At 51.5% G+C, this 23,848-nt stretch carries 19 protein-coding genes; 5 read left to right on the top strand and 14 right to left on the bottom strand.

The window, feature by feature from the left end; genetic code table 11:
- Positions 1-103: 103 nt before the first annotated feature.
- Positions 104-1,126 (bottom strand): N-acetylmuramoyl-L-alanine amidase family protein, encoded by a 1,023-nt coding sequence (locus C7E10_RS10260; protein ID WP_231085906.1) that lies wholly within the window; start codon positions 1,124-1,126, stop codon positions 104-106.
- A 293-nt stretch (positions 1,127-1,419) separates the two neighbouring features.
- Here C7E10_RS10260 and C7E10_RS10255 point away from each other — a divergent pair, with 293 nt between their 5' ends.
- Together C7E10_RS10255 and C7E10_RS10250 are read left to right on the top strand one after the other, a co-directional pair.
- The gene (locus tag C7E10_RS10255) at positions 1,420-1,869 is read left to right on the top strand and encodes a VanZ family protein (RefSeq protein WP_105327181.1); all 450 of its coding nucleotides are present in this window, start codon (positions 1,420-1,422) and stop codon (positions 1,867-1,869) included.
- The gene (locus tag C7E10_RS10250; protein WP_105327180.1) at positions 1,859-2,140 is read left to right on the top strand and encodes a hypothetical protein; all 282 of its coding nucleotides are present in this window, start codon (positions 1,859-1,861) and stop codon (positions 2,138-2,140) included. Before C7E10_RS10255 ends, C7E10_RS10250 begins: the two co-directional genes overlap by 11 nt.
- 76 nt (positions 2,141-2,216) lie before the next feature.
- Here the strand turns inward: C7E10_RS10250 and C7E10_RS10245 are convergent, their stop codons facing one another.
- Entirely contained in the window at positions 2,217-3,659 is a 1,443-nt protein-coding gene (locus C7E10_RS10245) for a TrkH family potassium uptake protein (protein ID WP_105327179.1), read from the bottom strand.
- 17 nt (positions 3,660-3,676) lie between these two features.
- On the bottom strand, positions 3,677-5,032 hold the full coding sequence (trkA, locus tag C7E10_RS10240; RefSeq protein WP_105327178.1) for a Trk system potassium transporter TrkA: 1,356 nt from the start codon (positions 5,030-5,032) through the stop codon (positions 3,677-3,679).
- Positions 5,033-5,321: 289 nt separating this feature from the next.
- Here trkA and C7E10_RS10235 point away from each other — a divergent pair, with 289 nt between their 5' ends.
- On the top strand, positions 5,322-6,398 hold the full coding sequence (locus C7E10_RS10235) for an IS30 family transposase (RefSeq protein WP_105327177.1): 1,077 nt from the start codon (positions 5,322-5,324) through the stop codon (positions 6,396-6,398).
- A gap of 115 nt (positions 6,399-6,513) precedes the next feature.
- Here C7E10_RS10235 and C7E10_RS10230 read toward each other — a convergent pair whose 3' ends face one another.
- Positions 6,514-7,008, bottom strand: a complete 495-nt coding sequence (locus tag C7E10_RS10230; RefSeq protein WP_105327176.1) for a hypothetical protein — start codon at positions 7,006-7,008, stop codon at positions 6,514-6,516.
- A gap of 177 nt (positions 7,009-7,185) precedes the next feature.
- Between C7E10_RS10230 and C7E10_RS10225 the strand changes: the two genes are divergently transcribed.
- Positions 7,186-8,280 (top strand): acyltransferase, encoded by a 1,095-nt coding sequence (locus tag C7E10_RS10225; protein WP_105327175.1) that lies wholly within the window; start codon positions 7,186-7,188, stop codon positions 8,278-8,280.
- 69 nt (positions 8,281-8,349) lie between these two features.
- Here C7E10_RS10225 and pyk read toward each other — a convergent pair whose 3' ends face one another.
- The 7 genes from pyk to C7E10_RS10190 all read right to left on the bottom strand — a co-directional run bounded on the left by pyk (position 8,350) and on the right by C7E10_RS10190 (position 19,849).
- On the bottom strand, positions 8,350-10,098 hold the full coding sequence (gene pyk / locus C7E10_RS10220) for a pyruvate kinase (protein ID WP_105327174.1): 1,749 nt from the start codon (positions 10,096-10,098) through the stop codon (positions 8,350-8,352).
- Between the two features lie 64 nt (positions 10,099-10,162).
- Positions 10,163-11,185: an electron transfer flavoprotein subunit alpha/FixB family protein gene (locus C7E10_RS10215; RefSeq protein WP_105327173.1), complete on the bottom strand. Its 1,023-nt coding sequence runs from the start codon at positions 11,183-11,185 to the stop codon at positions 10,163-10,165.
- Positions 11,186-11,197: 12 nt separating this feature from the next.
- Positions 11,198-11,989, bottom strand: coding sequence for an electron transfer flavoprotein subunit beta/FixA family protein (locus tag C7E10_RS10210; protein ID WP_105327172.1), 792 nt, complete (start codon positions 11,987-11,989; stop codon positions 11,198-11,200).
- A 410-nt stretch (positions 11,990-12,399) separates the two neighbouring features.
- The gene (locus tag C7E10_RS10205; RefSeq protein ID WP_105327171.1) at positions 12,400-15,819 is read right to left on the bottom strand and encodes a DNA polymerase III subunit alpha; all 3,420 of its coding nucleotides are present in this window, start codon (positions 15,817-15,819) and stop codon (positions 12,400-12,402) included.
- Between the two features lie 83 nt (positions 15,820-15,902).
- On the bottom strand, positions 15,903-16,217 hold the full coding sequence (sepF, locus tag C7E10_RS10200; RefSeq protein ID WP_105327170.1) for a cell division protein SepF: 315 nt from the start codon (positions 16,215-16,217) through the stop codon (positions 15,903-15,905).
- Positions 16,218-16,269: 52 nt separating this feature from the next.
- Entirely contained in the window at positions 16,270-18,090 is a 1,821-nt protein-coding gene (gene typA, locus C7E10_RS10195; RefSeq protein WP_105327169.1) for a translational GTPase TypA, read from the bottom strand.
- Between the two features lie 151 nt (positions 18,091-18,241).
- The gene (locus C7E10_RS10190) at positions 18,242-19,849 is read right to left on the bottom strand and encodes an MBL fold metallo-hydrolase RNA specificity domain-containing protein (protein ID WP_105327449.1); all 1,608 of its coding nucleotides are present in this window, start codon (positions 19,847-19,849) and stop codon (positions 18,242-18,244) included.
- A 176-nt stretch (positions 19,850-20,025) separates the two neighbouring features.
- Between C7E10_RS10190 and C7E10_RS10185 the strand changes: the two genes are divergently transcribed.
- Positions 20,026-20,757, top strand: a complete 732-nt coding sequence (locus C7E10_RS10185; protein WP_105327168.1) for a hypothetical protein — start codon at positions 20,026-20,028, stop codon at positions 20,755-20,757.
- On the opposite strand, the gene C7E10_RS10180 is transcribed toward C7E10_RS10185, so the two are convergent.
- From C7E10_RS10180 to C7E10_RS10170, 3 genes are read right to left on the bottom strand one after another with little or no spacing between them, the layout of a single operon-like run.
- The gene (locus tag C7E10_RS10180) at positions 20,739-22,142 is read right to left on the bottom strand and encodes an NAD(P)/FAD-dependent oxidoreductase (RefSeq protein ID WP_105327167.1); all 1,404 of its coding nucleotides are present in this window, start codon (positions 22,140-22,142) and stop codon (positions 20,739-20,741) included. The two genes, C7E10_RS10185 and C7E10_RS10180, sit on opposite strands and share 19 nt — an antisense overlap.
- Positions 22,139-23,098 (bottom strand): serine hydrolase, encoded by a 960-nt coding sequence (locus tag C7E10_RS10175; protein WP_105327166.1) that lies wholly within the window; start codon positions 23,096-23,098, stop codon positions 22,139-22,141. The genes C7E10_RS10180 and C7E10_RS10175 overlap by 4 nt, the downstream gene beginning before the upstream one ends.
- Positions 23,095-23,754, bottom strand: a complete 660-nt coding sequence (locus C7E10_RS10170) for a M48 family metallopeptidase (RefSeq protein WP_105327165.1) — start codon at positions 23,752-23,754, stop codon at positions 23,095-23,097. Before C7E10_RS10170 ends, C7E10_RS10175 begins: the two co-directional genes overlap by 4 nt.
- Between the last annotated feature and the right edge of the window lie 94 nt (positions 23,755-23,848).

Genomic DNA, 23,848 nt, shown 5'->3' with positions numbered 1-23,848 from the left:
CTTTCTCAAAAGAAAACCTCTGCCGTGTACACAGCACGTCCGTTACTTCAAATGGTAGCACATTTTGGGCAAAAAGTCGAAACAATTCAAATTACAAGCACCCTTAGGAGAAATATTTTTCGATACCGTTGGCAATAGCTTTGGCCAGTTTATCCCGGAAGCTCCGGGAATTCAGTTCCCGCTCCTCCCGGCGATTGGTCATGAACAGCATTTCCACAAGGGTGGCCGGCATGGAGCTATGTTTCATCACGTAGAAACCAGCCTGCCGCACCCCCAGGTTTTCGTGGTGCCCCAGCTTCATAAATTCGCGCTGGATGCAGCTGGCAATTTTCTGGTCATACCAGGTCTTGGGATAATAATAGCTGGAAAAGCCCTGCACGCTCCGGTTGGTACTGGCATTGCAGTGGATGCTCACAAACAGGTCAGAATGGTATTTTTCTCCCACGTCCACCCGAGCCTGCAATTCCTGTCGGTCCGTAGCATTGGGACCGTACACATCTACGTCCCGTGTGCGGGTCATATGGACAATGGCCCCTTTGTCCTCCAGCAACTCCTTGACCTTGAGTCCCACCGGCAGGGTGACCTGTTTTTCCGTAAGGCCCGTATCCAAGCCATGGGTTCCCGGGTCCGTTCCGCCGTGGCCAGGATCCAAGGTAATGATTTTTCCCTTAATGCCGCCCCGGGTTCGGTACCCGTTGACCGCCTTTTCTCCAGGTCCTGCCACAATATCAAAGACCATTCGCCCCGGCCGGCCTGCTTCCGCATTGGCCTTTAGGTAAAACCCATGGACACTCTTTTTGTCCGGCTCCCGCTTCATAATGACGTGCAAAAGGGTCCGACGGCTCTCACTTTCCACCCGTACCCGCCGGATGTAGGGGGTATTTTTGGGGTAATAGGTATCCGGCCTGGCTCCGGCAAGCTGACCCTCCACAGAAATGGTAATCTCCTCATCGTCCAGGTCCACATCGTAGTCCAAAGGACGGCCGGTATCTAATACAATGCGCAGTCTCTCCTGGGGAACTACGCCATACGTAATCGCTTGAATACGGGGTGCCGCCTGTACCCTGCCCATTCCCAGAAGCAGCAGCAGACAGATTCCCCAAATCGATAAGATTCTTCGCAGCAAGGGTATCCTCCTCCAGCTTGTATCTTTATGCGAATCATTCGCATTTACTATTAATTTCTACACTACCATATTTTCCAGCTCCCTGTCAAACCGCGACAGTTCGCCTTCCCTCCTGTTTTCCAAAATTGATACAAAGAAAACGTTTGTATTTTAGCAATTTGGTGAACTTGTCAAATTATCCCCGCAGGCAGGCTATTTCTGCTTTTTACAGCTTTCTGGGGATATGGTACAATAGTTCAGGCGCAGCCTTGGGCTGCCTGAGTGAAAATTTCTCCAGAAAGGCAGGTCCCTCCATGTACAAATGGCTGCTTCGCAGTTTGACCCTGGGTATGCTGGCCTTTATCTGGGGCCATTCCCTGATGAACGCTTCCGCCTCAGCCTCAGAAAGCGAAACGGTTCTCCACTGGACCTTGTCCCTGGGGAGTTTTCTCCCCGGACTGGCCTATTTGAACATCTACGCCATCCGGAAGTTGGCCCACCTGACCGAATTTGCCCTTTTGGGCCTGCTGCTGCGGCTTACAGGCGGCACCTTTCAGCCCCCCAGAGGCCCCCGTTGGGCTTTTTTCTGCGGCGCTCTTGCCGCAGCCCTGGATGAAACCCTTCAGCTTCTGTCCCCAGGCCGCAGCGCCCAGGTCAGCGACGTTCTTTTGGACAGCCTGGGCGTCCTTGCCGCCATTTTATTCTACAAACTGCTGCAGCGGCTCAAAGGCCCTGCTGCAAGGAGGAAAACACATGACAACTAAAACTACGGCAGCCGCTGCCGACGAACTGATAGAGGTTCTGGTGCAGATGGGCTACCCCGCCGAATTCGGCCAGCTGCTGGCCGCCCAGCTGGGCACGGAAAACACCATCACCCGGCTCACCCAGTATCTGATTCACGTCCAGCCCAGCAGTGCTGAAGAAATTGCCGATGAAATGCTGGCCATTTGCGAAGAACGGGACAAATGGGTAGAAAAGAAGAAAAACGAATATTACAACCAGCAGGTCAATGCCTGGCTGAACCGGGACCGGTAAGCAGCCCGTTTCCAGCTACATAAAAAAGGATCTTTCTTTGTCAGCAGACAGAGGAAGATCCCTTTTTTTACCCTTTTTAGTTGCGATTCCAAGTTTTGGGGTAGAACAGGATCAGCATGGGAAGCAGCTCCAATCTGCCTGCCAGCATATCAAAAATCAACACCAATTTGGAAAAAGGCGCATAAGCGCTGAAGTTCTGGGTAGGTCCCACACCGGCCAGCCCAGGGCCGATATTGTTCAAGGTGGCGGCCACCGCCGTAAAGTTGGTTTCAAAATCAAAATTATCCAGACTGACCAGCAGCACGGAAATGCCAAAAATCAGACAGTAGGTTACCAGAAAAATATAAATGGAGTTCAATACTTTGCTGTCCACCACTTTGCCATCCATCCGAATCCGCTGGATTCCGTGAGGATGAATCAGCTGTTCCATTTCCAAATGAATGGATTTGAAAATCAGCACAATCCGGCTGACCTTCACACCGCCGCCAGTGGAACCGGCGCAGGCTCCCACAATCATCAGCAGCACCAGGATGCATTTGGCAAAGCTGGGCCACAGGTCAAAATCCACCGTGCTAAAACCCGTAGTGGTCATAATGCTGGCCACCTGAAAAAAGGCAGCCCGCAGGGCTTCTTCCAACGTAGAGAAATAGCTGTGGATCTGCCAGGTCACCAGGAGTCCCGCAGCTGCAACAATGGAAAGATAGGCCCGTACTTCTTCCAGGCGGAAGGCTTCCTTGGCCTTCCGAATGAGCATCAGGTAATAGTAGCTGAAGTTGACCCCAAAAGCAATCATAAAAATGGTAATAATCCACTGTTGAAGGGGCGTATAGTCGGCGCAGCTGCTGTTGACAATGCCAAAGCCGCCGGTGCCGGCAGTGCCAAAGGTAATGCACAGGTTATGGAACCAGTTCATCCCCGTAAGGGCCAGAAGGCAAATCATAAGTAAGGTCATGCCCAGGTAGATTCGGTATAGCACGATGGCCGTGTTTCTCACCCGGGGTACAAACTTGGAAACGTCCGGTCCGGGACTTTCAGCCTTCATCAGATTCATTTGGGTGCCGCCGGTACTGGAAGGCACCAGCATCAGGATAAAGACCAGCACCCCCATGCCCCCTATCCAGTGGGAAAAGCTCCGCCAAAAAAGCGAAGTATGGGACAGGGCCTCCACATCCGGCAGGATGGAAGAGCCGGTAGTGGTAAAGCCGGAAACAATCTCAAACAGGGCATCCAGATAACTGGGAATCTCTCCCGTCAATACAAAGGGCAAAGCCCCATATAAAGAAAGGATTACCCAGGAAAGGCCTACCGCCACAAAACCTTCTCGTTGGTAAATGGTCCGGTTTTCCACCTTCCGGCGTCTGGCCGTATAGCCCAGAACCATGGCAATGAGAGAAAGTGCAAAATAGACCATTCCCTGGTCTTCATGGTAGATCAGGGAAATAATGCAGGGCAGGAGCATAATCATCCCCTCGGTGGCGAGGATCCAGGACAGCACCTGTCCAATGACAGGATAATTCATGATAAGATGCTCCTTTGCTAGGCCAAAATGTTATAGATATCATGGAAGCCCAGGTGGACGGTCACTACAATGACTGTATCCCCCACATGGAATTCATCTTGGCCGCCAGGAATAATCAGACGCCCGTTGCGTACAATACCGGCAATCAGGACCCCTTCCTTGATTTTCATATCCACCAGCTTTTGGCCAATAATCATGGACTCCTTGTCAATCAAAAATTCCAAGGCCTCTACCCGCCCGTTCATCAGCCGATACAAGGTTTCCACGTTGGATTCCATGCTGTTGCCGGCGGCCCGGACGTATTGGACAATCTGCTGGGCTGTAAGTTTTTTAGGGTTTACCACGCTGTCCAACTGCAAGCCTTCGATAACGTCCCCGAAGTCCACGTGATTCACCTTGGTTACCACTTTTCCTTCCATCTGCTTCAAGGCATACATGGAAAGGATGGCATTGACTTCGTCCATACCGGTACAGGCTACAAAGCCGTCCATATTCTCAATATGTTCTTCTTTTAACAACTCTTCTTCGGTGCCGTCCCCGCAGTCCACGGTAACCCCCGGCAGGCCTTCCACCAATTCTTCACAGCGGTCCATATCCTTTTCAATGATTTTCACATTGATCCGGTTGTCCCGAAGGATTTTGGACAGGTAATAGGTGATATCCCCGCCGCCTACAATCATCACGTCCTTGCACTTGTTGGTGCGCACGCCGATTTTCTTGAAGAATTCCTGGGCGTCCGCCGGCATGGCAATGATGGTCAGAATATCCCCGGCCTGGATTACCGTATCCCCATGGGGGACCATAATCTTATTGTTCCGCTCGATAATGCACACCAATAGATTGGTGGTAAGAGGAGCCAAAGCCTTCAGGGATTTGCCCAAAAGGGGAGAATTGCGCGGGACCCTAAAACGCAGCATATCAATGCGATCCTTGGCAAAGCTAAAGATTTCAATAGCTTGGGGAAAATTCAGCAGCCGGGCAATTTCCTTAGCAGCTTCCAGTTCCGGATTGATGGTCATGGACAGATTCAGCCCCCGCTGAAGGAAATGGCGCTCCGCCGAATAATGGGGACTCCGTACCCGGGCAATGGTATGGCATCGGGTATTGTTCAGTTTGGCAATGACGCAGGTTAACAGGTTGACTTCATCGCTTTCGGTTACGGCAATCAGCATATCCGCGTGTTCTAAATCCGCCTGGCTCAGCACCGTAAAGCTGGAACCGTTCCCCACGATTCCCATGACATCGTAATTGGTAGAAATATTACGAATCAAGCTGGCATTGGTATCGATTACCGTTACATTATTATTCTCTTGAATCAGCTGGGTGGTGATGGTTCGCCCAACTTTTCCGCACCCCACAACAATAATCTGCATTTTCGCTAAACTCCTACTTTTCTTGTTATGAAAATAACTATACGGTCAGTTGTAAAATGAACTTGAACAGTTAATCAAAAAATAAAAATCCATAGTGAAGCCTCATGCTAAAATGGTTTTGCGAGAAATCATCAACAAAGGAGCAATCACGATGGATCACATCCATTCTAACACAATGGANGGTCAGTTGTAAAATGAACTTGAACAGTTAATCAAAAAATAAAAATCCATAGTGAAGCCTCATGCTAAAATGGTTTTGCGAGAAATCATCAACAAAGGAGCAATCACGATGGATCACATCCATTCTAACACAATGGAGGACGTACGTATCCCCGGCCGCCATCTTTCTTTGGAAGAACGTGGTATGATTCAAGCTCTGCATCGTCAAGGGCTTTCCCTTCGCAACATTGCTGCTGCAGTAGGATGTGCTCATACGACTGTTTTCTATGAGCTTCGGCGTGGAACGCCGGAACGAAAAAGCAAGCACGGTCGTGCCCCACAGTATATGGCAAAGCGCGGTCAGAAGGCATACGCAAAGAATCGCAAGAACTCCAGGAAGACTTGCAAAATCGATCATGACGACTGCGAATCGTTCATCCAATGGATGGTAGAACAAGTCCGCCAGGAACGTTGGTCACTGGATGCCTGCGTTGGCTATGCTAGGCGGAACAAGCTATTTACGCCGGCACAGATTCCCTGTACCAAGACGCTTTACAACATGCCTTGGGCTAATAAGCTTCCGCTGTCGCTCTTCGAAGTCCCGCGAGCCTTAAAGCATAAACACCGTCGGAAATGGGTACGTAAGAACAAGCGTATGAAGGGTCGCTCCATTGAGGAACGTCCTGCCGTCGTCAATGAAGGTACCGAAATTGGCCACTGGGAAGTGGACACGGTCGTTGGTCAGCGTGCAGGCCGTGAGGCAGTAGTCTTCACTGCTGTTGAAAAGGTTACGCGCAACTACATCGCCATCCGCATTCCTGGACGTACCTGTGCCGGCGTTGAATCCGCTCTTGCACAGTTGCAGGAGCTATATGGCGCAGAGCGCTTCAGCCAGATTTTTAAGACGATGACGGCCGATAACGGTCCTGAGTTTGAGAACTTGTCACAGTTCGAGAGTCTCGGCACCAAGATGTACTTTACACATTCGTACAGCTCGTGGGAACGGGCTCAAAACGAACGCCACAATGGCTTGCTGAGGGATTTCATCCCAAAGGGCATGTCCGTAGAGCGGTTCTCTGATGAGGATATCCTGAACATGGCAGATACGCTGAACCAGCGCCCACGTCGTGTTTTGGGCTACCATACGCCGTCAGAGCTATTTGATGCATTCCTCGATGAAGTTTATGCTATTGAGTGTGTTTCTTGATTATAGTTGTTCAAATTCAACTTGCAATTTACCAAAATAACTATACACTACCTCTATAAAAAAAGCTAGAGAATATTAGGCTATTAATGTAACAAAGTTTATAAATCTATGTTAGCTAGTCATGAATCCGGCCTTCCAGCAGCTGGCCCAGAAGAACCCCGGCCATACCGGTAAGCCATTGGAAGGGCAAAAACGCAGCCAGGACCGGCGGTAGCATGGCAGGCGGCAGCTGGAGCACCAACAATTGGCCCAGGCTAAGACACAGGCCCAGGACCAGGCTTTTCACCGCCGGAGCCCAAAACAGGGTCCAGCGCAAACTCTTTCTGCGCCCTGTCAGCTCCACATAAATCCCGTTGCCCAAAAAAATCACTGGAATCAAAAAGGGCTGAATATGCCCCTGAAAAAAAGCAATCACCGGCAGCGCCAGCGCAGTGACCCAGGCAAGCTGGGAGGAGGTATACCGGCTGCTGAGAAACAGTACCGTATTGACCAGCGTCCCTATCAGCAAAGTCAAGACCGGCACCGGCAGGGGCAGTACCAGCCGCAGCTGCTGGGAAAGTGCCCCTACTGCCAACAGCAGGGCTCCCCGCACCAATAGTTTCACTTCCACAAAACCGTCTCCCTTCTTGCAAGAATCTGAGAAAAATCAGCGAAAAAGAAAATACTCCGTAAGAAACCAGAAAAACCTCTTGTTCTTCTTTCCGGAGATACTTATAATGATTAAGTTAGCATAAATTTCCTGGTTTTGCCTGGTTTGCAGGCACCGGGAGTAAGCCTGGAGGTTTTCGTGAGAAAGCGCAATCCCATATTTGATAATCTGCGGGGCATCTGTATGCTGGGGGTCATTGCCATCCACGTAGGCAGTATGGCCGTCAGTGCGGAAGCTGCCACCCCGTTTTTGGTTCTGATCACCAATATTCTGAGCCGCTACAGCGTGCCCACCTTTTTTTTCATTTCGGGCTACGGGCTATTTTACACCCATCCCCTGGAAGAACCCTTTTCCTATGGCCGCTTCCTTCAGAAAAGGCTAAAAAGCATAGCCCTCCCCTATGTGGTTACCTCTCTATTATACATCTGTTATTACAGTTTTACTTCACAAAATCCTAACCTATTGCTGCCAGAGAATGTTTTGTTCTGTCTTTTCTTTGGCACCGGCGTCTACCACATCTATTTCCTGGTGATTCTGCTCTGGTTCTACATCCTGTTCCCCCTGTGGCGAGGGATGATGCGGGTTCTGGAAAAAATGGGCCTGAAGCTGGGCATGGCTATTTTGTTTGTTTTACAGGTGGCCCTGTACCAATTCAGCTTTGTGTTCTGGTCCTATCCGGACTGGATTGCAGACAATCCCGTGCTGCTGAACCTGTGCCAATACCGGCTGAACTACTTTCCGTTTTTCTATCTGTTCGTATTCATGCTGGGCGGGGTCATTGCCCGGCACTACGGCGCCTTTGACAGACTGCTGACCCGGCATAAGCTGCCCATAGCCCTGTTCTTTGGGCTCAGCGCCAGCTTTAATACCTGGCTGTTCTACCGCTGGACCAACCTGTGGGGCATGCCCTATGAAGATACGGTCAATTACCTGCAGCAGCTAAGCCTGCCTGGCCTGGTGTTCACCCTTGCCTGTATCCTGTTCTTCAGCCTGCTGCTGAAACAGGGCTGGTATCCCTGTAAAACCGCCCTGCGGAAAATGTCCGACCGTTCCTTCCTGATTTATCTGGTCCACCCCTTCTTCATCGACCAACTGGAACTGGTAACGAACAAACTGTTTGGCTCCCTGGAACACGTTTCCATTGCCCTATTCTATGTAATTATCTTGTTCATCTCTTACCTGTTCGCCGTGCTTTGGCACCGGCTGCGCAGCTCCAAGGCCAAGGCAGCCTGAGCTTTCTCAAAGACAAACCCCATCCGACCCGATCGGATGGGGTTTTCTGCAGCCTGAAAGGTTCCAGGTTTATTTTACGTTGATTTTCCCAGCATACACGGAACCCGTAGCTACATCCAGGGTTACCACGTCACCGGTCTTCACAGCATCCATGACGCCGGAAGCCCCTACAATAACAGGGATACCATAGTTGATGCCGATAATGGCCGCAGGAGAAGTAAAACCGCCTTCTTCTGCAATAATGCCGCCAGCCTGGGCTGCCGTGGTACCCATTTCGTTTTCCAGGGCGGCCACTGCCAGGATCATGCTCGGGCGGAAGTTTTCCAGGTCGGACTTGGTCCGGACCTTGCAAATGGTGCCTGTAGCAGCACGCTTGCCAATGCCTTGGCCCTGCACCAGCTTATGGCCAACGTGGATTACTTGGATCAGGTTGGTGCTGCCCACCTTGCCCACGTTCATGCCGGCCGTTACCACCACAGAATCCCCTTTGTGCAGCAGGTCTGCATCCAGAGCCCGTTCAATGGAGGTTTCAATCAGGGAATCCGTGCTGGTTCTGTTGTCCCCCATCAGCGGCGTAACGCCCCAATAGAGGGTCATCCGGCGCAGGCTGGCAGGAACCGGTGACACGGCTACCACCGTTGCTTTGGGCCGGTATTTGGCCACCAGCCGGGCGGTATAGCCGGACTCGGTAATGGACAAAATGGCGTTGGCTTCCAGTTCCGTAGCAATCTGCACGGTAGCATGGCTGATGGCATCCGTCATCTGTACATGGGCGCCAATACCCTTATGCTGGAACAAGGTCACATAATCGAAAGCCTGCTCCGTCCGGGTAGCAATCCGGGCCATGGTCTGCACCGCTTCCAAAGGATACGCCCCAGAGGCTGTTTCCCCGCTGAGCATAATAGCGTCGGTACCGTCAAAGATGGAGTTGGCCACATCGTTGGCTTCTGCCCTGGTAGCCCGGTAGTTGGTAATCATGCTTTCCAGCATCTGGGTAGCTGTAACCACCGGCTTCCCCAGCTGGTTGCACTTGGCAATAATCTGTTTTTGGACAATGGGCACATCTTCCATGGGAATCTCTACCCCCAGATCCCCCCGGGCCACCATAACACCGTCGGCCACCTGGAGAATCTCATCGATGTTGTCCACGCCTTCCTGGTTTTCAATCTTGGCAATAATCCCCATGGAGGAGCCAATCCGTTCCAGCAGACGGCGGATTTCCATAACGTCCCGGGCATTGCGCACAAAGGATGCCGCCACATAGTCCATGCCCTGCTGGGCAGCGAAGGTAATGTCGTCTTCGTCCTGTTTGGACATAAAGGGCAGCTTCAGGAAAGCCCCAGGCACTGCCACCCGTTTCCGGGAGGAGATTTCCCCACCGTTGATGACGATGGTATCAATTTCCTTGTCGGTGGTGGATTGGACTTCCAGGGACAGTTTCCCATCATTCAAGAGGATTTTATCCCCTTTGCGGACTTCCGAAGGCAGGCCGGCATAATTTACATGGGCCTTTTCTGCCGTTCCTTCTACCTCGTCCACCGTCAGCGTAAAGTGGCTGCCAGGCACTAGCGTGGTCTTATCCCCCTTGAAAAGACCCAGCCGCATTTCAGGCCCCTTGGTATCGGCTACATAGCCAATGACCTTTCCCGTTTCCTTCACAGCTTCCTTTAACAGATTCAGGCGGGTTTCGCATTCACTGTGGGAGCCATGGGAAAAGTTGAAACGGGCCAGGTCCATCCCTGCCCGAATCATTTTGACCAGCAGGTCCTTTTTGTCCGTAGCTGGTCCCAGGGTGCAGATAATTTTTGTCTTTTTCATATTGATCCCCTTCTAAAAATAGCCCGGGCTGAAACAGCCCGGACTATTGGATTTCCATATGGAATTAGGATTCTTTGAAAGCTTTGATCTTTGCAGTCAGCAGAGGCAGAATCTTCAAAGCATCGCCAACGATACCATACCGAGAGATTTGGAACATAGGAGCGTCCGGATCCTTGTTGATGCAAATGATGGTATCGGATTTGCTCATACCAGCTTTATGCTGTACGGATCCGGAGATACCGCAGGCGAAGTAAATCTTCGGGGTAACGGTTTTACCGGATTGGCCTACTTGACGCGGATGTTCAATGAAGCCTTCATCTACTGCAGCACGGGAACCGCCTACAGCGCCGCCCAGTACATGAGCCAGGTCTTGCAGCAGAACGAAGTTTTCTTTGGCTTTCATGCCGCGGCCGCCGGAAGCAATGTATTCTGCATCGTCGATGGCCATTTCGCCTTCAACCACAACAGGGTCTTTTCTGATGACTCTGACGCGGTCTTCTACATGGTTCTTCAGGGTGTAGTTGATAACTTCGCCTTTGCGGGAAGCATCGGGAGCCAGAGCCTTGAAGGTCTTAGGACGAACGGTACCCATTTGCGGAGTATGTTCTTTGCACAGGATGGTAGCCATGATGTTACCACCAGCAGCAGGACGGGTCCAATGAACCAGGCCGTTTTCTTCTACATCCAGGATGGTGCAGTCAGCGCACAGACCAGTGTTCATACGGGCAGCAACGCGGGGACCCAGGTCACGGCCGTCGTTGGTAGCGCCGATCAGAACAGCGGAAGGATGGTATTCAGCAATCAGTTCGCAGAAAGCGTTGGTGTACAGGTCGGTGGAATATTCCTTCAGGGAAGGATCTTCTACTACGTATACCAGGTCAGCGCCTTGGGCAATCAGATGTTGAGGAATGTCATTTGCTTTATCGGTGATCAAAACAGCAGCCAGTTTTTGGTTGCATTTGTCAGCCAAAGTTCTGCCTTCACCCAGCAGTTCGTTTACTACATGAACGGGTTTGCCATCATAATGTTCAACGTAAACCCATAAATCTTTTTCGTTGCCGGTCTTCAGACCTTTCGTGTTAGCCATTTATTTCAAACCTCATTTCGTAATAATCTTGTCTTCAACCAGTTTTGCAACCAGTTTATCTACAGCTTCTGCAGGATCTTCATCGGTGAAGATTTCGCCGTGAACCTGGGTAACTTTCGGAGTAAAGCTCTTCATTACCTGGGTCGGGGAACCGGGTTTACCAATAATGTCCAGAGGAATCTGCAAATCAGCAGCGGTATATACGGGAACTTCAGTCTTTCTGGCTTTCAGTTTGCCTTTGATGCTGGCAAAACGCAGGTCTTTGCTGCGCATTACAGTAACTACGCAAGGCATCTTCATAGCCAAGGTTTGGGAAGTGTATTCGTTATCTCTGTCAACGATTACTTCATCGCCGTCAACCTTAACTTTCAAAGCGCCGGTAACTTGCGGAAGGTCTAAGTGCTCTGCAATTTCAGGGCCAACCTGAGCGGTATCACCATCGATAGCCTGACGGCCGCACAGGATCAGATCAGGAATGCCAAAATGTTTAATGGTGTTAGCCATAGCAGCACTGGTGGCCAGGGTATCTGCACCGCCGAAAGCTCTGTCACTGATCAGTTTGGCATCATCAGCGCCAACTGCCAGGCAGTCCTTCAAAACAGCTTCTGCATGAGGAGGTCCCATGGTAACAACCGTTACCTTAGCACCCATTTCATCTTTCAGTTCCAAAGCCGTTTCCAGAGCGTACTGGTCATACGGGTTCATGATATTTGTTACACCATCTCTAACGAGGTTGTTGGTAACCGGGTCAATTCTCATTTCTGCGGTATCCGGCACCTGTTTTACACATACAACGATGTTCATTACAAAGCGACCTCCTAAAAATCTTTATTGTTCAAAACCACACATTTCACATTGTAGCACGTGTTTTCCCCTGTTGCAAGAGATTGCTAATCCCTTGCAAAAGATTCTTCTTATTTCCCACTTTTTCACAAATGTTAAATTTCCTCCTGGAAGCTTCCTTTTTCGCCGGATTTTGGCATTCTTTTTCCTGGTCATGGGGTTTCTGTAACAGAAATATCTACAGAATTGTAGAAGAATTATCTCAATTTCAGGGTACCAGCCCCGCTTTTCTCCGCCTGCAAAAAGTTGTTTCCGTTTTTCTCCAAAAGACACCCAAAGCCCTCTTTTCTACAAGCACGCAAAAGCAAAAAAACAGGAATTCTTCCTCAGCTGGGAAAAATTCCTGTCGGTATAGATAAATAAACAAGTATTTAATAGTGCAGGCTGCCGCTACCCAATACTTTTACCACTGCATCCTCAAAGCCCGGTTCCTCTGCATTCACCCAGAACCGGGGATCGGTGCGGATAACCTTCCGGGTATCGGCAATGTGCAGGTACACGGGATTCTTCCCGTGGAAGGCCATAAAAATGCCTCCCAGCTGCTGCTGGACCTGGGAAGTATTCATGCCCTTGCCAATGTGGAGATGGACTTCCTGGGCCATTTCCTGCAAAGGCTCCACAGCATTGGCAAAGATTCGGACGGCTTCCTCATCCAATTTGATAACACCCTGGATGCTCACCACCCGGTCTTTTTCAATGTTCTGCCGGCACTTGGCATAAGCCCTGGGGAAAGCAATCACCGTCAGACTGCTGGACAAATCTTCCAGCACAAACGTGGCCATGCGGTCCCCATTTTTGGTGGAGCGGATTTTCAGGTCCGAAATAATGCCGCCTACGGCAATTCTCTCCCCGTCCCGGAAGTTTTCTTCCGTGCATTTTAACAGCGGTGTATACCGGCTCAGCACCTTACGGAACCGATCCAGCGGGTGTCCGGTAACGTAGAAGCCAATCAGTTCCTTTTCCAGCCGGAGAATATCCGCCTGGGGAATTTCCGGCAGATCTGGAATGGGAATGGCATTGCTGCCGGCCAAATCTTCTTCCCCGAACAGCCCCAGCTGGCCCGTAAGCCGGTCGTGCTGTTCGCTGGCAGCCACATCCAGGGCCGGATCCATAATGGCCAGCAGCTGGCTCCGACGCAGCCCGAAGGTATCCATGGAACCGCTCTTGATCAGATTTTCCACCACTCTCTTGTTGACCTTGCTGAGATCCACCCGGCGGGTAAAATCAAAAAAGTCCTTAAAAACGCCGTGTTTTTCCCGTTCTTCCAAAATCACGGATACTGCTGCGTCTCCGACACTTTTGATGGCCCCCAGGCCAAAGCGGATGTTCTTACCGTCCACAGAGAAGCCCGCTTCACTGCTGTTGATATCCGGCGGCAGCACCTTTACCCCCATGCCGTTGCAAACGCCGATATACCAGCTGACCTTGTCGGCGGTGGAGATAATACTGTTGAGGAAGGCCGCCATGTATTCCACCGGATAGTTGGCCTTCAGCCAGGCCGTCTGATAGGCTACCAGGGCATAGGCTGCCGAGTGGGATTTGTTGAACCCATAGCCTGCAAAGTGCTGCAGCAAGGCGAAAATCTTATCCCCCAGTTCCCGGCTGATGCCGTGGAGCTTTTCTGCTCCCTGGAGAAATTTTTCCTTCATGCTGTCCAGTACGCTGGCTTTCTTCTTGCCCATGGCCCGACGCAGAATATCTGCTTCGCCCAGGGTAAAACCGGCCAGGGCGGAGGCGATCTGCATTACCTGTTCCTGGTAGAGGATAACCCCGTAAGTATCGGCCACAATGGGTTCCATCAGGGGGTGGAGTACCTGGGCCGTACGGTGTCCGTGACGGCCGGCAATAAAGTCTTCCGCCATGCCGCTGCCTAAGGGACCGGGCCGGTACAGGGCCACCAGGGGAATCAGGTCCTCCATGCCCTCGGGCGCCAGTTGCTTCATCAGCCGGGTCATGCCGTCCGATTCCATCTGGAACACGGCTGCCGTATCCCCGCTGCACAGCATCTGACAGGTTTTAGGGTCGTGCAGGTCGATATCCTCAATATGCAGGTCAATACCCCGGTTTTTCCGGACCATTTTCACCGCATCGTCAATCACCGTCAGGGTACGCAGGCCCAAAAGATCCATCTTTAAAAGCCCCAGGGACTCGGAACGATCCTTGTCGTACTGGGTGCAGATGTATTCGTGTTCATCGTCACTGCTGGAGGTAATCTGCAGGGGCACGTAGTTGGTCAGTTCCCCCGGCGTAATGACTACGCCGGCCGCATGGGTGGAGGTGTGCCGGGGCATGCCTTCCACCTTTTGGGCAAAGTCCAGCAATTGGGCGATATTAGGGTCCTGTTCCTGCAAGGCCCGCAGTTCCTTGCTGGATTCCAATACGCCTGCCAGGGTAGTGCCTGGCGTATTGGGAATCAGCTTGTTTACCTGGTTAACTACATTTAACGGTATCTCCATGGCCCGGCCCACGTCCTTGATGGCCGCCTTGGCTGCCAGGGTACCAAAGGTAATAATCTGGGCAACGTGGCTTTCCCCGTACTTGCGGGCCAGATAATCCACCACCAGATGGCGTTTCACGTAGCAGATATCCGTATCAATATCGGGCATACTTACCCGTTCCGGGTTCAGGAAACGTTCAAAAATCAGATTATATTTCAGCGGATCAATACTGGTGATGCCGGTAAGGTACGCCACAATGGAACCAGCGGCGCTGCCTCTGCCGGGGCCCACCGGAATATCGTGGGTCCGACTGTAATTGATGAAATCCCATACAATCAGAAAATACCCGGAGTAGCCCATCTGCTTGATGATGCCCAGTTCATATTCCAACCGTTTCCGGGCCGTTCCATCATCATTGGGATAGCGTTTGGGAAAACTTTCCTCACAAAGCTTCCGGAGATACCCATCCATGGTTTCCCCTTCCGGCAGGGGAAATTCCGGCAGCAGCAAATGGCCAAATTCCAGAGTCAGATTACACCGCTCCGCAATTTCCAGGGTATTATCCAAAGCTTCCTGGTCCTCAGGAAACAACTGCTCCATTTCCTCCCGGCTTTTCAGATAGTAGGAATCGTTGTTGAACCGCATACGTGTGGGGTCCAGGTAATTGGCGTTGGTCTGGATGCACAGCAGAATGTCCTGCCCCGAAGCATCGGACCGGTGGATATAGTGCAGGTCGTTGGTGGCTACCAGCTTGATATTGTGTTTTTTGGCCAGTTTATGCAATTCTTCCCGGACGGTCTTTTCTTCCGGCAAGTCATGATTTTGGATTTCCAAATAGTACCGGTCCCGACCAAAAATATCCAGGTATTCCAGCATGACCTTTTCTGCCGTTTCCAATTCCCCCCGGAGGATATGCCGAGGCACTTCCCCCGCTATGCAGGCGCTGAGGCAAATCAGCCCCTCGCTGTACTGGCGCAGCACATCCATGTCAATCCGGGGTTTGTAGTAGAACCCTTCCACTTCCCCGATGGATACCAGTTTCATCAGGTTTTGGTAACCGGTCTTGTTTTCTGCCAAAAGAATCAGATGATACATTTTGCTCCGGCTTTCCAGGTCCTTTTTCAACCGGGAGCCGGAAGTAATATACACTTCGCAGCCAATAATGGGTTTGATGCCAGCCTTGACACATTCCTGATAGAACTCGATGGCCCCGTACATAACCCCATGGTCCGTAATCGCCAGGGCGGGCATGCCCAGCTCCTTGGCGTAGCGGACCAGCTCGGGAATCCGGCAGGACCCATCCAGCAGGCTGTATTGGGTATGGGTGTGCAAATGCACAAATTGCTCTGCCATAACTGCTCCTTTCCTGCAAATTTCCGGGGCACAGCTCCCCCCATTTTAAAAAAAGCTGTGACCAGGGGGTCACAGCTTTAGGTTTATGCTTCGATAATTCCTACCTCACTGGGCAGATACAGCATTACGTCCGGAGAAACTTCCGTTTCCGAAACCCCCAGGGTATAACTGATGCCGGATAAGTAGTCCCTGGCCCGGGTCTGATCCTCTGGCTCCAGCTGATCCAGAGCCAGAAGCAGTCCCTTGCCTTCCAGGAGGAACTTTCCGTAGTGAGCAATATCCTTCAGGTCCGCAGGCGTTCTGAGCATCAATTTCAGGGCCGGAGCACGCACCAAAGTCAAATCCCGGTCAAAGTATTCTTCTTCATGCTTTTTTTCAGAATGGAAACCAGAAAACATGGAATCTGCTCCTCCCTACCCACAAATACTCATTACGAAGCCATTATCGTTCTTATGCCTTGGCGTTGCGCGCACGGGTGCGGGCACGTTCCAGACGGGACAGAATTTTCTTTCTCATCCGGATGCTCTTGGGAGTCACTTCAACGGTTTCATCGTCGTTGATGTGTTCCAGGGCTTGTTCCAGGGAGAAGGTTTGCGGCGGAATCAGGCGCACTGCATCATCGGAACCGGCAGCACGCATATTGCTGACGTGTTTCTTTTTGCAGGGGTTTACGTCCATATCATCTTCACGGCTGTTTTCGCCGATGATTTGGCCTTCGTAAACCTGTTCGCCCGGGTTGATGTACATGGTGCCTCTGGCCTGGCATTTATCAATACCATAGGCAGTGGTTTCACCAGCTTCAAAAGCAACCAGGGAACCTCTGGTACGGCCGGGGATATCGCCTTTGTAAGCGCCCCAGCCGGCAAATACGTGGTTCATGATACCGTTGCCCTTGGTATCGGTCAGGAACTGGTTCCGAAAACCGATCAGACCCCGGGCAGGGATAATGAATTCCATACGCAGGTAGCCAGCCAGTTCGGTCATGTTCTGGAGTTCAGCCTTGCGGATACCCAAAGCTTCCATAACAGCACCCATGAAATCCTGGGGCACGTCGATGGTCAAAGCTTCCATAGGTTCCAGCAGCTTGCCATTTTCGTCCCGGCGCATAATAACCTTGGGTTTGCCCACCTGCAATTCGAAGCCTTCTCTTCTCATGGCTTCGATCAGTACGGACAAATGCAGTTCACCACGGCCGGATACTTTGAAGGTATCGGCAGATTCGGTGTCTTCCACTTTCATACTAACGTTGGTTTCAATTTCCTTGTACAGACGGTCACGCAGATGACGGCTGGTAACAAAGTCGCCTTCCTGGCCGGCAAAAGGAGAATCGTTGACAGAGAAGGTCATGGACAGGGTGGGTTCATCCACCTTGATGCCCTGCAGCTGTTCCGGGTTGTCCACATCAGCAATGGTATCCCCGATTTCAGCGTTGGCCAGACCAATCAGGGCAATGATGTCCCCAGCTTTGGCTTCCGGCACTTCCGTTCTCTTTAAGCCTTCGTAGGTGTACAGACGGCCAATCTTGGCGTTGGAACGCTTGTCATCATGCATCAGGCAGATGTTCTGACCGTTTTTGATGGTACCTCTGACAATACGGCCAATCACGATACGGCCTACATAATCATCGTAGTCCAAGGTATTGACCAACATTTGCAGGGGAGCTTCCGTATCCACATCGGGAGCCGGAATATTTTCGATAATGGTGCGGAACAGCGGTTCCAGGTTGGTGCTTTCATCGTCCATAGCCAGTTTGGCAACGCCCTTTTTGGCAGAAGCGTACACTACGGGGAAGTCCAGCTGATCATCACTGGCGTTCAGTTCAATGAACAAATCCAGAACTTCATCCACCACTTCTTCCACTCTCTGGTCCGGACGGTCAATCTTGTTGATGACCACCACGGGTTTCAGATGGTGTTCCAAAGCTTTCCGCAGCACGTATTTGGTCTGGGGCATAGGACCTTCGTAGGCGTCTACCAGCAGCAGTACGCCGTCAACCATGTTCAATACCCGTTCTACTTCGCCGCCGAAATCAGCATGGCCCGGAGTATCCAGGATATTGATTTTGGTGCCGTCATGCATGACAGCGGTGTTTTTGGCCAGGATGGTAATCCCACGTTCTCTTTCCTGATCGTTGGAGTCCATGACTCTTTCCTGTACCCGTTCGTTGGCACGGAATACACCGCTCTGTTTCAGCATAGCATCTACCAAGGTAGTCTTGCCATGGTCAACGTGAGCAATGATGGCGATGTTACGTAAATCGTTTCTAATCATAAAAGCCCAATCCCCTCTTACATTACAGATAAATCAAGAGGATGCTTGTCAATAAGCATCCTCCAAATAAACTAAATCAATTCGACTTACTAATTATATGCTTTTCTCCACACTCTGTCAAATATGTGGCAATTCCTTTACCCAAATTTCTTTATAAGGTCTTCATGACATCGTCGATGTATTTCTTGATCTTTTCCAGCTTGGAGCGTACATCCGGTACCTTCTTGGGATCATGGGCGGCAATCCGTTCAATCTTGCCCTTGTAGGTAAGGTAATCCTTCTCGAAGCCCCGCATATAATCCCGCATGCTCTGGACGGCAGTTTCGCTTTGGACAATCTGGGTTTCTTCAATATGCCAGTCGGTGCCATCGATAATGGCCTTATCCCCATAGTTGGGAATGTAGGCCGCCGTCCCCAATTCGGTACGCAGGGTATGGGCAAAAGCATCGGCAGAATCGTATTCCCCATGGACCACAAAGAAAGCCTTGGGTTTATTTTTCATGCCCTTATACCAGGCCAACAGCTGTTCCTTATCGGCGTGGGCAGAGAAACCGGTCATATTGTAGATCTTGGCTCCCACCACAATTTCTTCGCCCATGATCTTGACTTTCTTGGCCCCGTCTACCAACAGCCGCCCCAAGCTGCCTTCGGCCTGATAGCCGGCGAAAATCACGGAGCTGTCCTTCCGCCACAGGTTGTGTTTCAGGTGGTGCAGCACCCGGCCGGCATCGGCCATGCCGCTGGCGGAAATGATGATGACCGGGCTGGGCATTTCGTTGATGGCCTTGGATTCCTCGGTGGTCTGGGTGTATTTCACGTTGGGCATATCAATCAGATGTCCGCCCTGTTTTTGGAAAATGGACTTGGCTTCCTCATCATATTCATCAGGGTTAAACAGCATCACCTGGGTGGCCCGAATGGCCATTGGGCTGTCCACCATAATGGGCACTACCGGCAGCTTGCCGGAAGACATAAGCTTCTGGAAGTAGTACAGCATCACCTGGGTACGGCCAACCGCAAAAGCTGGGATAATGATGTTCCCGCCCCGGGAAAGGGCGTCCTTCACAATGTCGCACAGCTCCTGCTCCCGGTCCGCCACTTCGTGGATCCGGTTACCATAGGTGGATTCGGTGATAATAAAGTCCGCCCCGGCAATCTGGTAGGGATCGTCCAAAATGGGTACGTTGGGCTGCCCCACATCTCCCGTGAAAATCAATTTGGTCTTTTTGCCGTTTTCTTCCAACTGCAACGTAACAATGGCGCTGCCCAGGATGTGGCCGGCCACCCGGAAGCGGACCGTAACCCCGGGATACAGTTCAAAATCCTCATCGTAATCATGGGTCACAAAATGTTTCAGGGCCAGATAGGCATCGTCTACCGTATACAGCGGTTCCACAGCTTCCCGGCCAGCCCGCAGGCCCTTCCGGGTAGCAATCTCCGCATCGGATTCCTGGATATGGCCGCAGTCGGGCAACAGAATTTCGCACAATTCTTCGGTAACCGGGGTGCAGTGGACAAAACCCTTGAACCCTTCCTTAATCAGTTTGGGCAGCAGGCCGCTGTGGTCAATATGGGCATGACTTAGGATTACCGCATCAATTTCCGCCGGATTAAAAATAAAATTTCTCCGGTTCAGGTCCCGAATCAGCCGTGGACCTTGGAACATACCGCAGTCCAACAGAATTTTTTTCCCGTTGATTTCCAGCAGATGGCAGGAACCGGTTACAATCTTGTCAGCGCCGCAAAAGGTAATTTTCATCATTAGCACCGTCCTTATTCTAAAATTCTCTCATCAGTATGTAAGCTCTCAGTTAACATCTTTCCATTATAACATAGTTTTTATTTTCTTTGGGCAAATCCCGTTCCAGTTTTCCCTGACGAAACAGCCGCCTTGTGATACAATAAGGCAAAGGCTATTCAGAAAGGATGTATTCCATGAAAAAAAATGCACTATTCCCTATAGTAATAGGTTCTCTTTTACTTTGCCCATCCCTGCTTTTTGCCCAGGAAAAAACGGAAACAGACGCCGTAAGTACCACGGCTGTAACAGAAAATGCAGCTTCTGCAGCGCCCCTTTCCTTCCGGCAGCGGGTAGCGGCTGTCCGGGCTGCCCGGCAAAAAGCAGCCGCTGCCAAAAGCTCCAGTCAAACCACTGCCCAAACCACCGCAAAAAACAGCTCCAAAAAAACAGCTGATGATGCCGCAGCTGCTGCCAGCACCACTTCCACGTCCCAACTGGACAATGGCCTAACGGCCACCACTACGGAAACCACCACCGAAAACGGCAAGGAAACCACTACGGTCTATACCCCCACCCTGCCTTCCGCCAAGCTGGCTGCCTGGCAGACTGCGGGAGAAAACAGCAGCTACACCGTTTCCTTCGATACCCAGAGTCTGAAATACGATGAGAAGACCGGCATCATCACCGTCTGGAACAAATGGACGCGAAAAGGCGCAGGTGCCTCTGCCGTAAAGGACATCTTGCTGTATTCCCGCTACGATGTCCGGCTGAAAACCTGCGCCGATCTGTATCAAGTTTTATGTGACGGCAATGGACAGGTGCTTTCCCAAAAAGCCGTTGCCGATCCTTCCTGGTATCCCCTGTCCGTCCATACCCTGGGCATGGAACTATGCCAAAGCCTGAATAATTATCTGTTAGCCAATTGAGCTTTCATCCGCTCGCCAATGATGCGAGCTACATACACCCCGGAAGCAGAGGCCTGGGAAAGTCCTCTGGTAATGCCCGCTCCATCGCCAATGGCGAAGAAGTTGGGCATTTTTGTTTCCAGCTTATCGCTGAGGTCCAGCCGGGAACTGTAGAACTTCACTTCCACCCCGTACAGCAGGGTATCGTCGTTGGCGGTGCCAGGCGCCACCTTATCCAGGGCATAAATCATTTCAATGATGTTGTCCAAATGGCGTTTGGGCAGTACCAGGCTCAGGTCCCCAGGCACTGCATTCAAGGTAGGATGCAGGAAGCTCTGGCTCAGCCGGTGGGCGTTGGTCCGGCGGCCTTTGATCAGGTCCCCGAAGCGCTGCACCAGAACGCCGCCTCCCAGCATATTGGACAGGGAAGCAATGTGCTTGCCGTATTTATGGGGTTCCTTAAAGGGTTCCGTAAATTTATTGCTGACCAAAAGGGCAAAGTTGGTGTTGCCGCTGTTTTTGGCCGGGTCGCTGAAGCTGTGGCCGTTTACCGTAACAATGCCGTCGGTATTTTCTGCTACCACGTAGCCATTGGGGTTCATACAGAAGGTCCGTACCCGATCCCCGTACCGTTTGGTCCGGTACACCAGTTTGGCCTCGTAGACTTCTTCCGTAATGTCCTGGAATACGGAGTAAGGGACTTCTACTCGGACACCTACGTCCACCTGGTTGTTGGCCATGGGCAGGCCCAGATTCTGGCACTGGGTGGAGAACCACTCAGCCCCTGCCCGGCCCGGGGCCCCAATCAGATAGGTGCAGCCGATAACCTGCTCAGAACCCTTGATGGTCAGTTCATAGCCTTCTTTGGACTGGCTGATGGTTTCCACCTGGGTATCACATTGGATTTCAATGCCATGCTCCAGCAGGTAGTGGTAGATGCTGGCCATCAGGTTCCGGTTGTTGTCCGTGCCCAAATGGCGCACCTTAGCGTTTAACAGATGTAGATCGTGGCCCAGAGCCAGCCGGCCGATTTTGCAGTTCTTGGTGGAATACACCGTACCCGGGGCACCGTGTTTGCAGTTGATTTCATCCACGTAATCAATGAGTTCCATAACCGTCTTTTTGGGAATGTACTCACTGAGCCAGCCGCCAAATTCCGTGGTGAAATTGTACTTGCCGTCGGAGAACGCACCGGCGCCGCCAAAGCCCCGCATAATGCTGCAGGGTACGCAGCGGATACATTTTTCCACCTTGCCGGCAATAATAGGGCAGCTGCGGAAGTCAATGGCATGGCCTTCTTCCAAAATCAGCACCTTTACCTGGGGGTATTTCAGGACAAACTCGTAAGCCGCATAAATGGCAGCAGGGCCGCCGCCAATAATCGCTACATCAACATTCTTTTTCATTTCTTGAACACCTCTTTGTCGTTTACCGTATTAAATATGATAGAAGAAATCTGATTGATGGTTTTCCGGGTTTCTCCAGGACGCACGGCCTTGTCCATCAGGACTACCAGCACGTACCGCTCCCGGGCATACACAATGCCAGCCGCATCAAGAACTTGGCCGTGGTCGGCCTGAAGGCCTGCAATATTTACACTTTGGGACAGCAGGGCACCCAGCATATCCGGCCGGGGAGCACGGCCCAAAAGGCCCAGCAGGTACCCATTTTCCTTGGGCCCCAGGCATTTGCCTTCGTAAAGCTGAGTCAACAGGGTCACCGTATCGTTAACAGAAGTATAGCTCAGTTCCCGTTTTTCCTGGGCCCCCAGCTTATCTTCCTCGTTTTCTTTGACGGGCAGGTCATGGCTTCCCACCACCGTATCCACGTATCCTTTTTCCGTCAGCCAGGCGTTGATGTCTTCCCGGCCAGCAATCCAGATCAGCTTGTACAAAGCCGTCCGGTCATTTTGCAGCAGCATATCTTCCAAAAGATTTTGAACCGTTACTTGGCTGCCTGCGGGGACCTGTCCCAAAGCCGGGCTGTCCGTTCTAATATCCCGCTGCCGCAGGGTGTACACCTCATCCAATGCCAGGTCCTTATTTTCCACCTGGGCCAAAACCGCAGCAGCCACATAGGGACGGATCAGATCCCCGGCCGGCATCTTGCCGGAGTAGTTGTAGAACACTTCCCCGGTATCCAAAGAACGGTAATACACGGAACAGGCCGCCCCCGACTGGGCAATCACATTATTCAAATAGGCATAGGGCAGCTTGGTATCCTTGGAATGGACCAGCTGGGCGTTTTGGGCCTGTTTTTGCTGCTGCTGATATTTGGGGCTGTTGTGCAGCAGGGAAAAGGATATTACCCCCACCAGCACCAAGCCTATCAAGCAAAGAATAATCCGTTTGTTGATACTCATAAGACAATCATAACCCTTCTATTAGTCTTTAACCATTGTTCCCGCTGCTTCCGGTCCGGCAAAATTTCTTCCACCGCCTGCCAAAACAGCCGATTGTGGGACTTGTTGCGGATATGGCACAGCTCATGGACAATCACATAATCAATTACGCCAGGCGGGCAGAATACCAGCCGCCAGCAAAAACCCAGCTGGTTCCGGTAGTTGCAGTAGCCCCAGCGGGTCCGGGCCTGGGACAGCTTGATTTGGGGAGCAGGAAGTCCCAGGAGCCCGGCAAAGTACGGTACCCGTTCCCTAAGATAGGTCCCTAGCTCCTCCTGGAAATATTGGATCAGCTTAGGCAGGGTCACCTGCTCTCCCAAAATCAGCTGCTCCTGGGTCAGAAAAATATTCTCTCCCGGCACCAGGTGCAGGGTTCGCCGCTTTCCCCATAACAGCAAAGCAGCTCCTTCCCGGAGCTCCAAGGGCTGTATGGCCCGTTTCTCGTCCGCCGCCTTTGCCACATGGGACGCAATCCAGTCCTGACGGGACGCCAAAAAATATTCAATTCGTTCTTTGCTCAGCCCATAGGGCGCGCGCACAATTACTTGGCCTTCCCGGTTGATTTCTACCGCCAGGGTGCGCCGTCTGGATCTGATGATTTTTGCAATTTTAATCATAGCATTCCTATTATAGCATACTCTGCCAATTTCCCGGGCAGGCTTTTACAAAATCCCAATTTATTTTACGAAAACACCCCAGAGTGATAGATTT

It is taken from the genome of Acidaminococcus hominis (assembly GCF_900291475.1).
GTDB classification, from domain to species: Bacteria; Bacillota; Negativicutes; order Acidaminococcales; family Acidaminococcaceae; genus Acidaminococcus; species Acidaminococcus hominis.
This window is presented reverse-complemented; position numbering and strand designations above follow the sequence as displayed.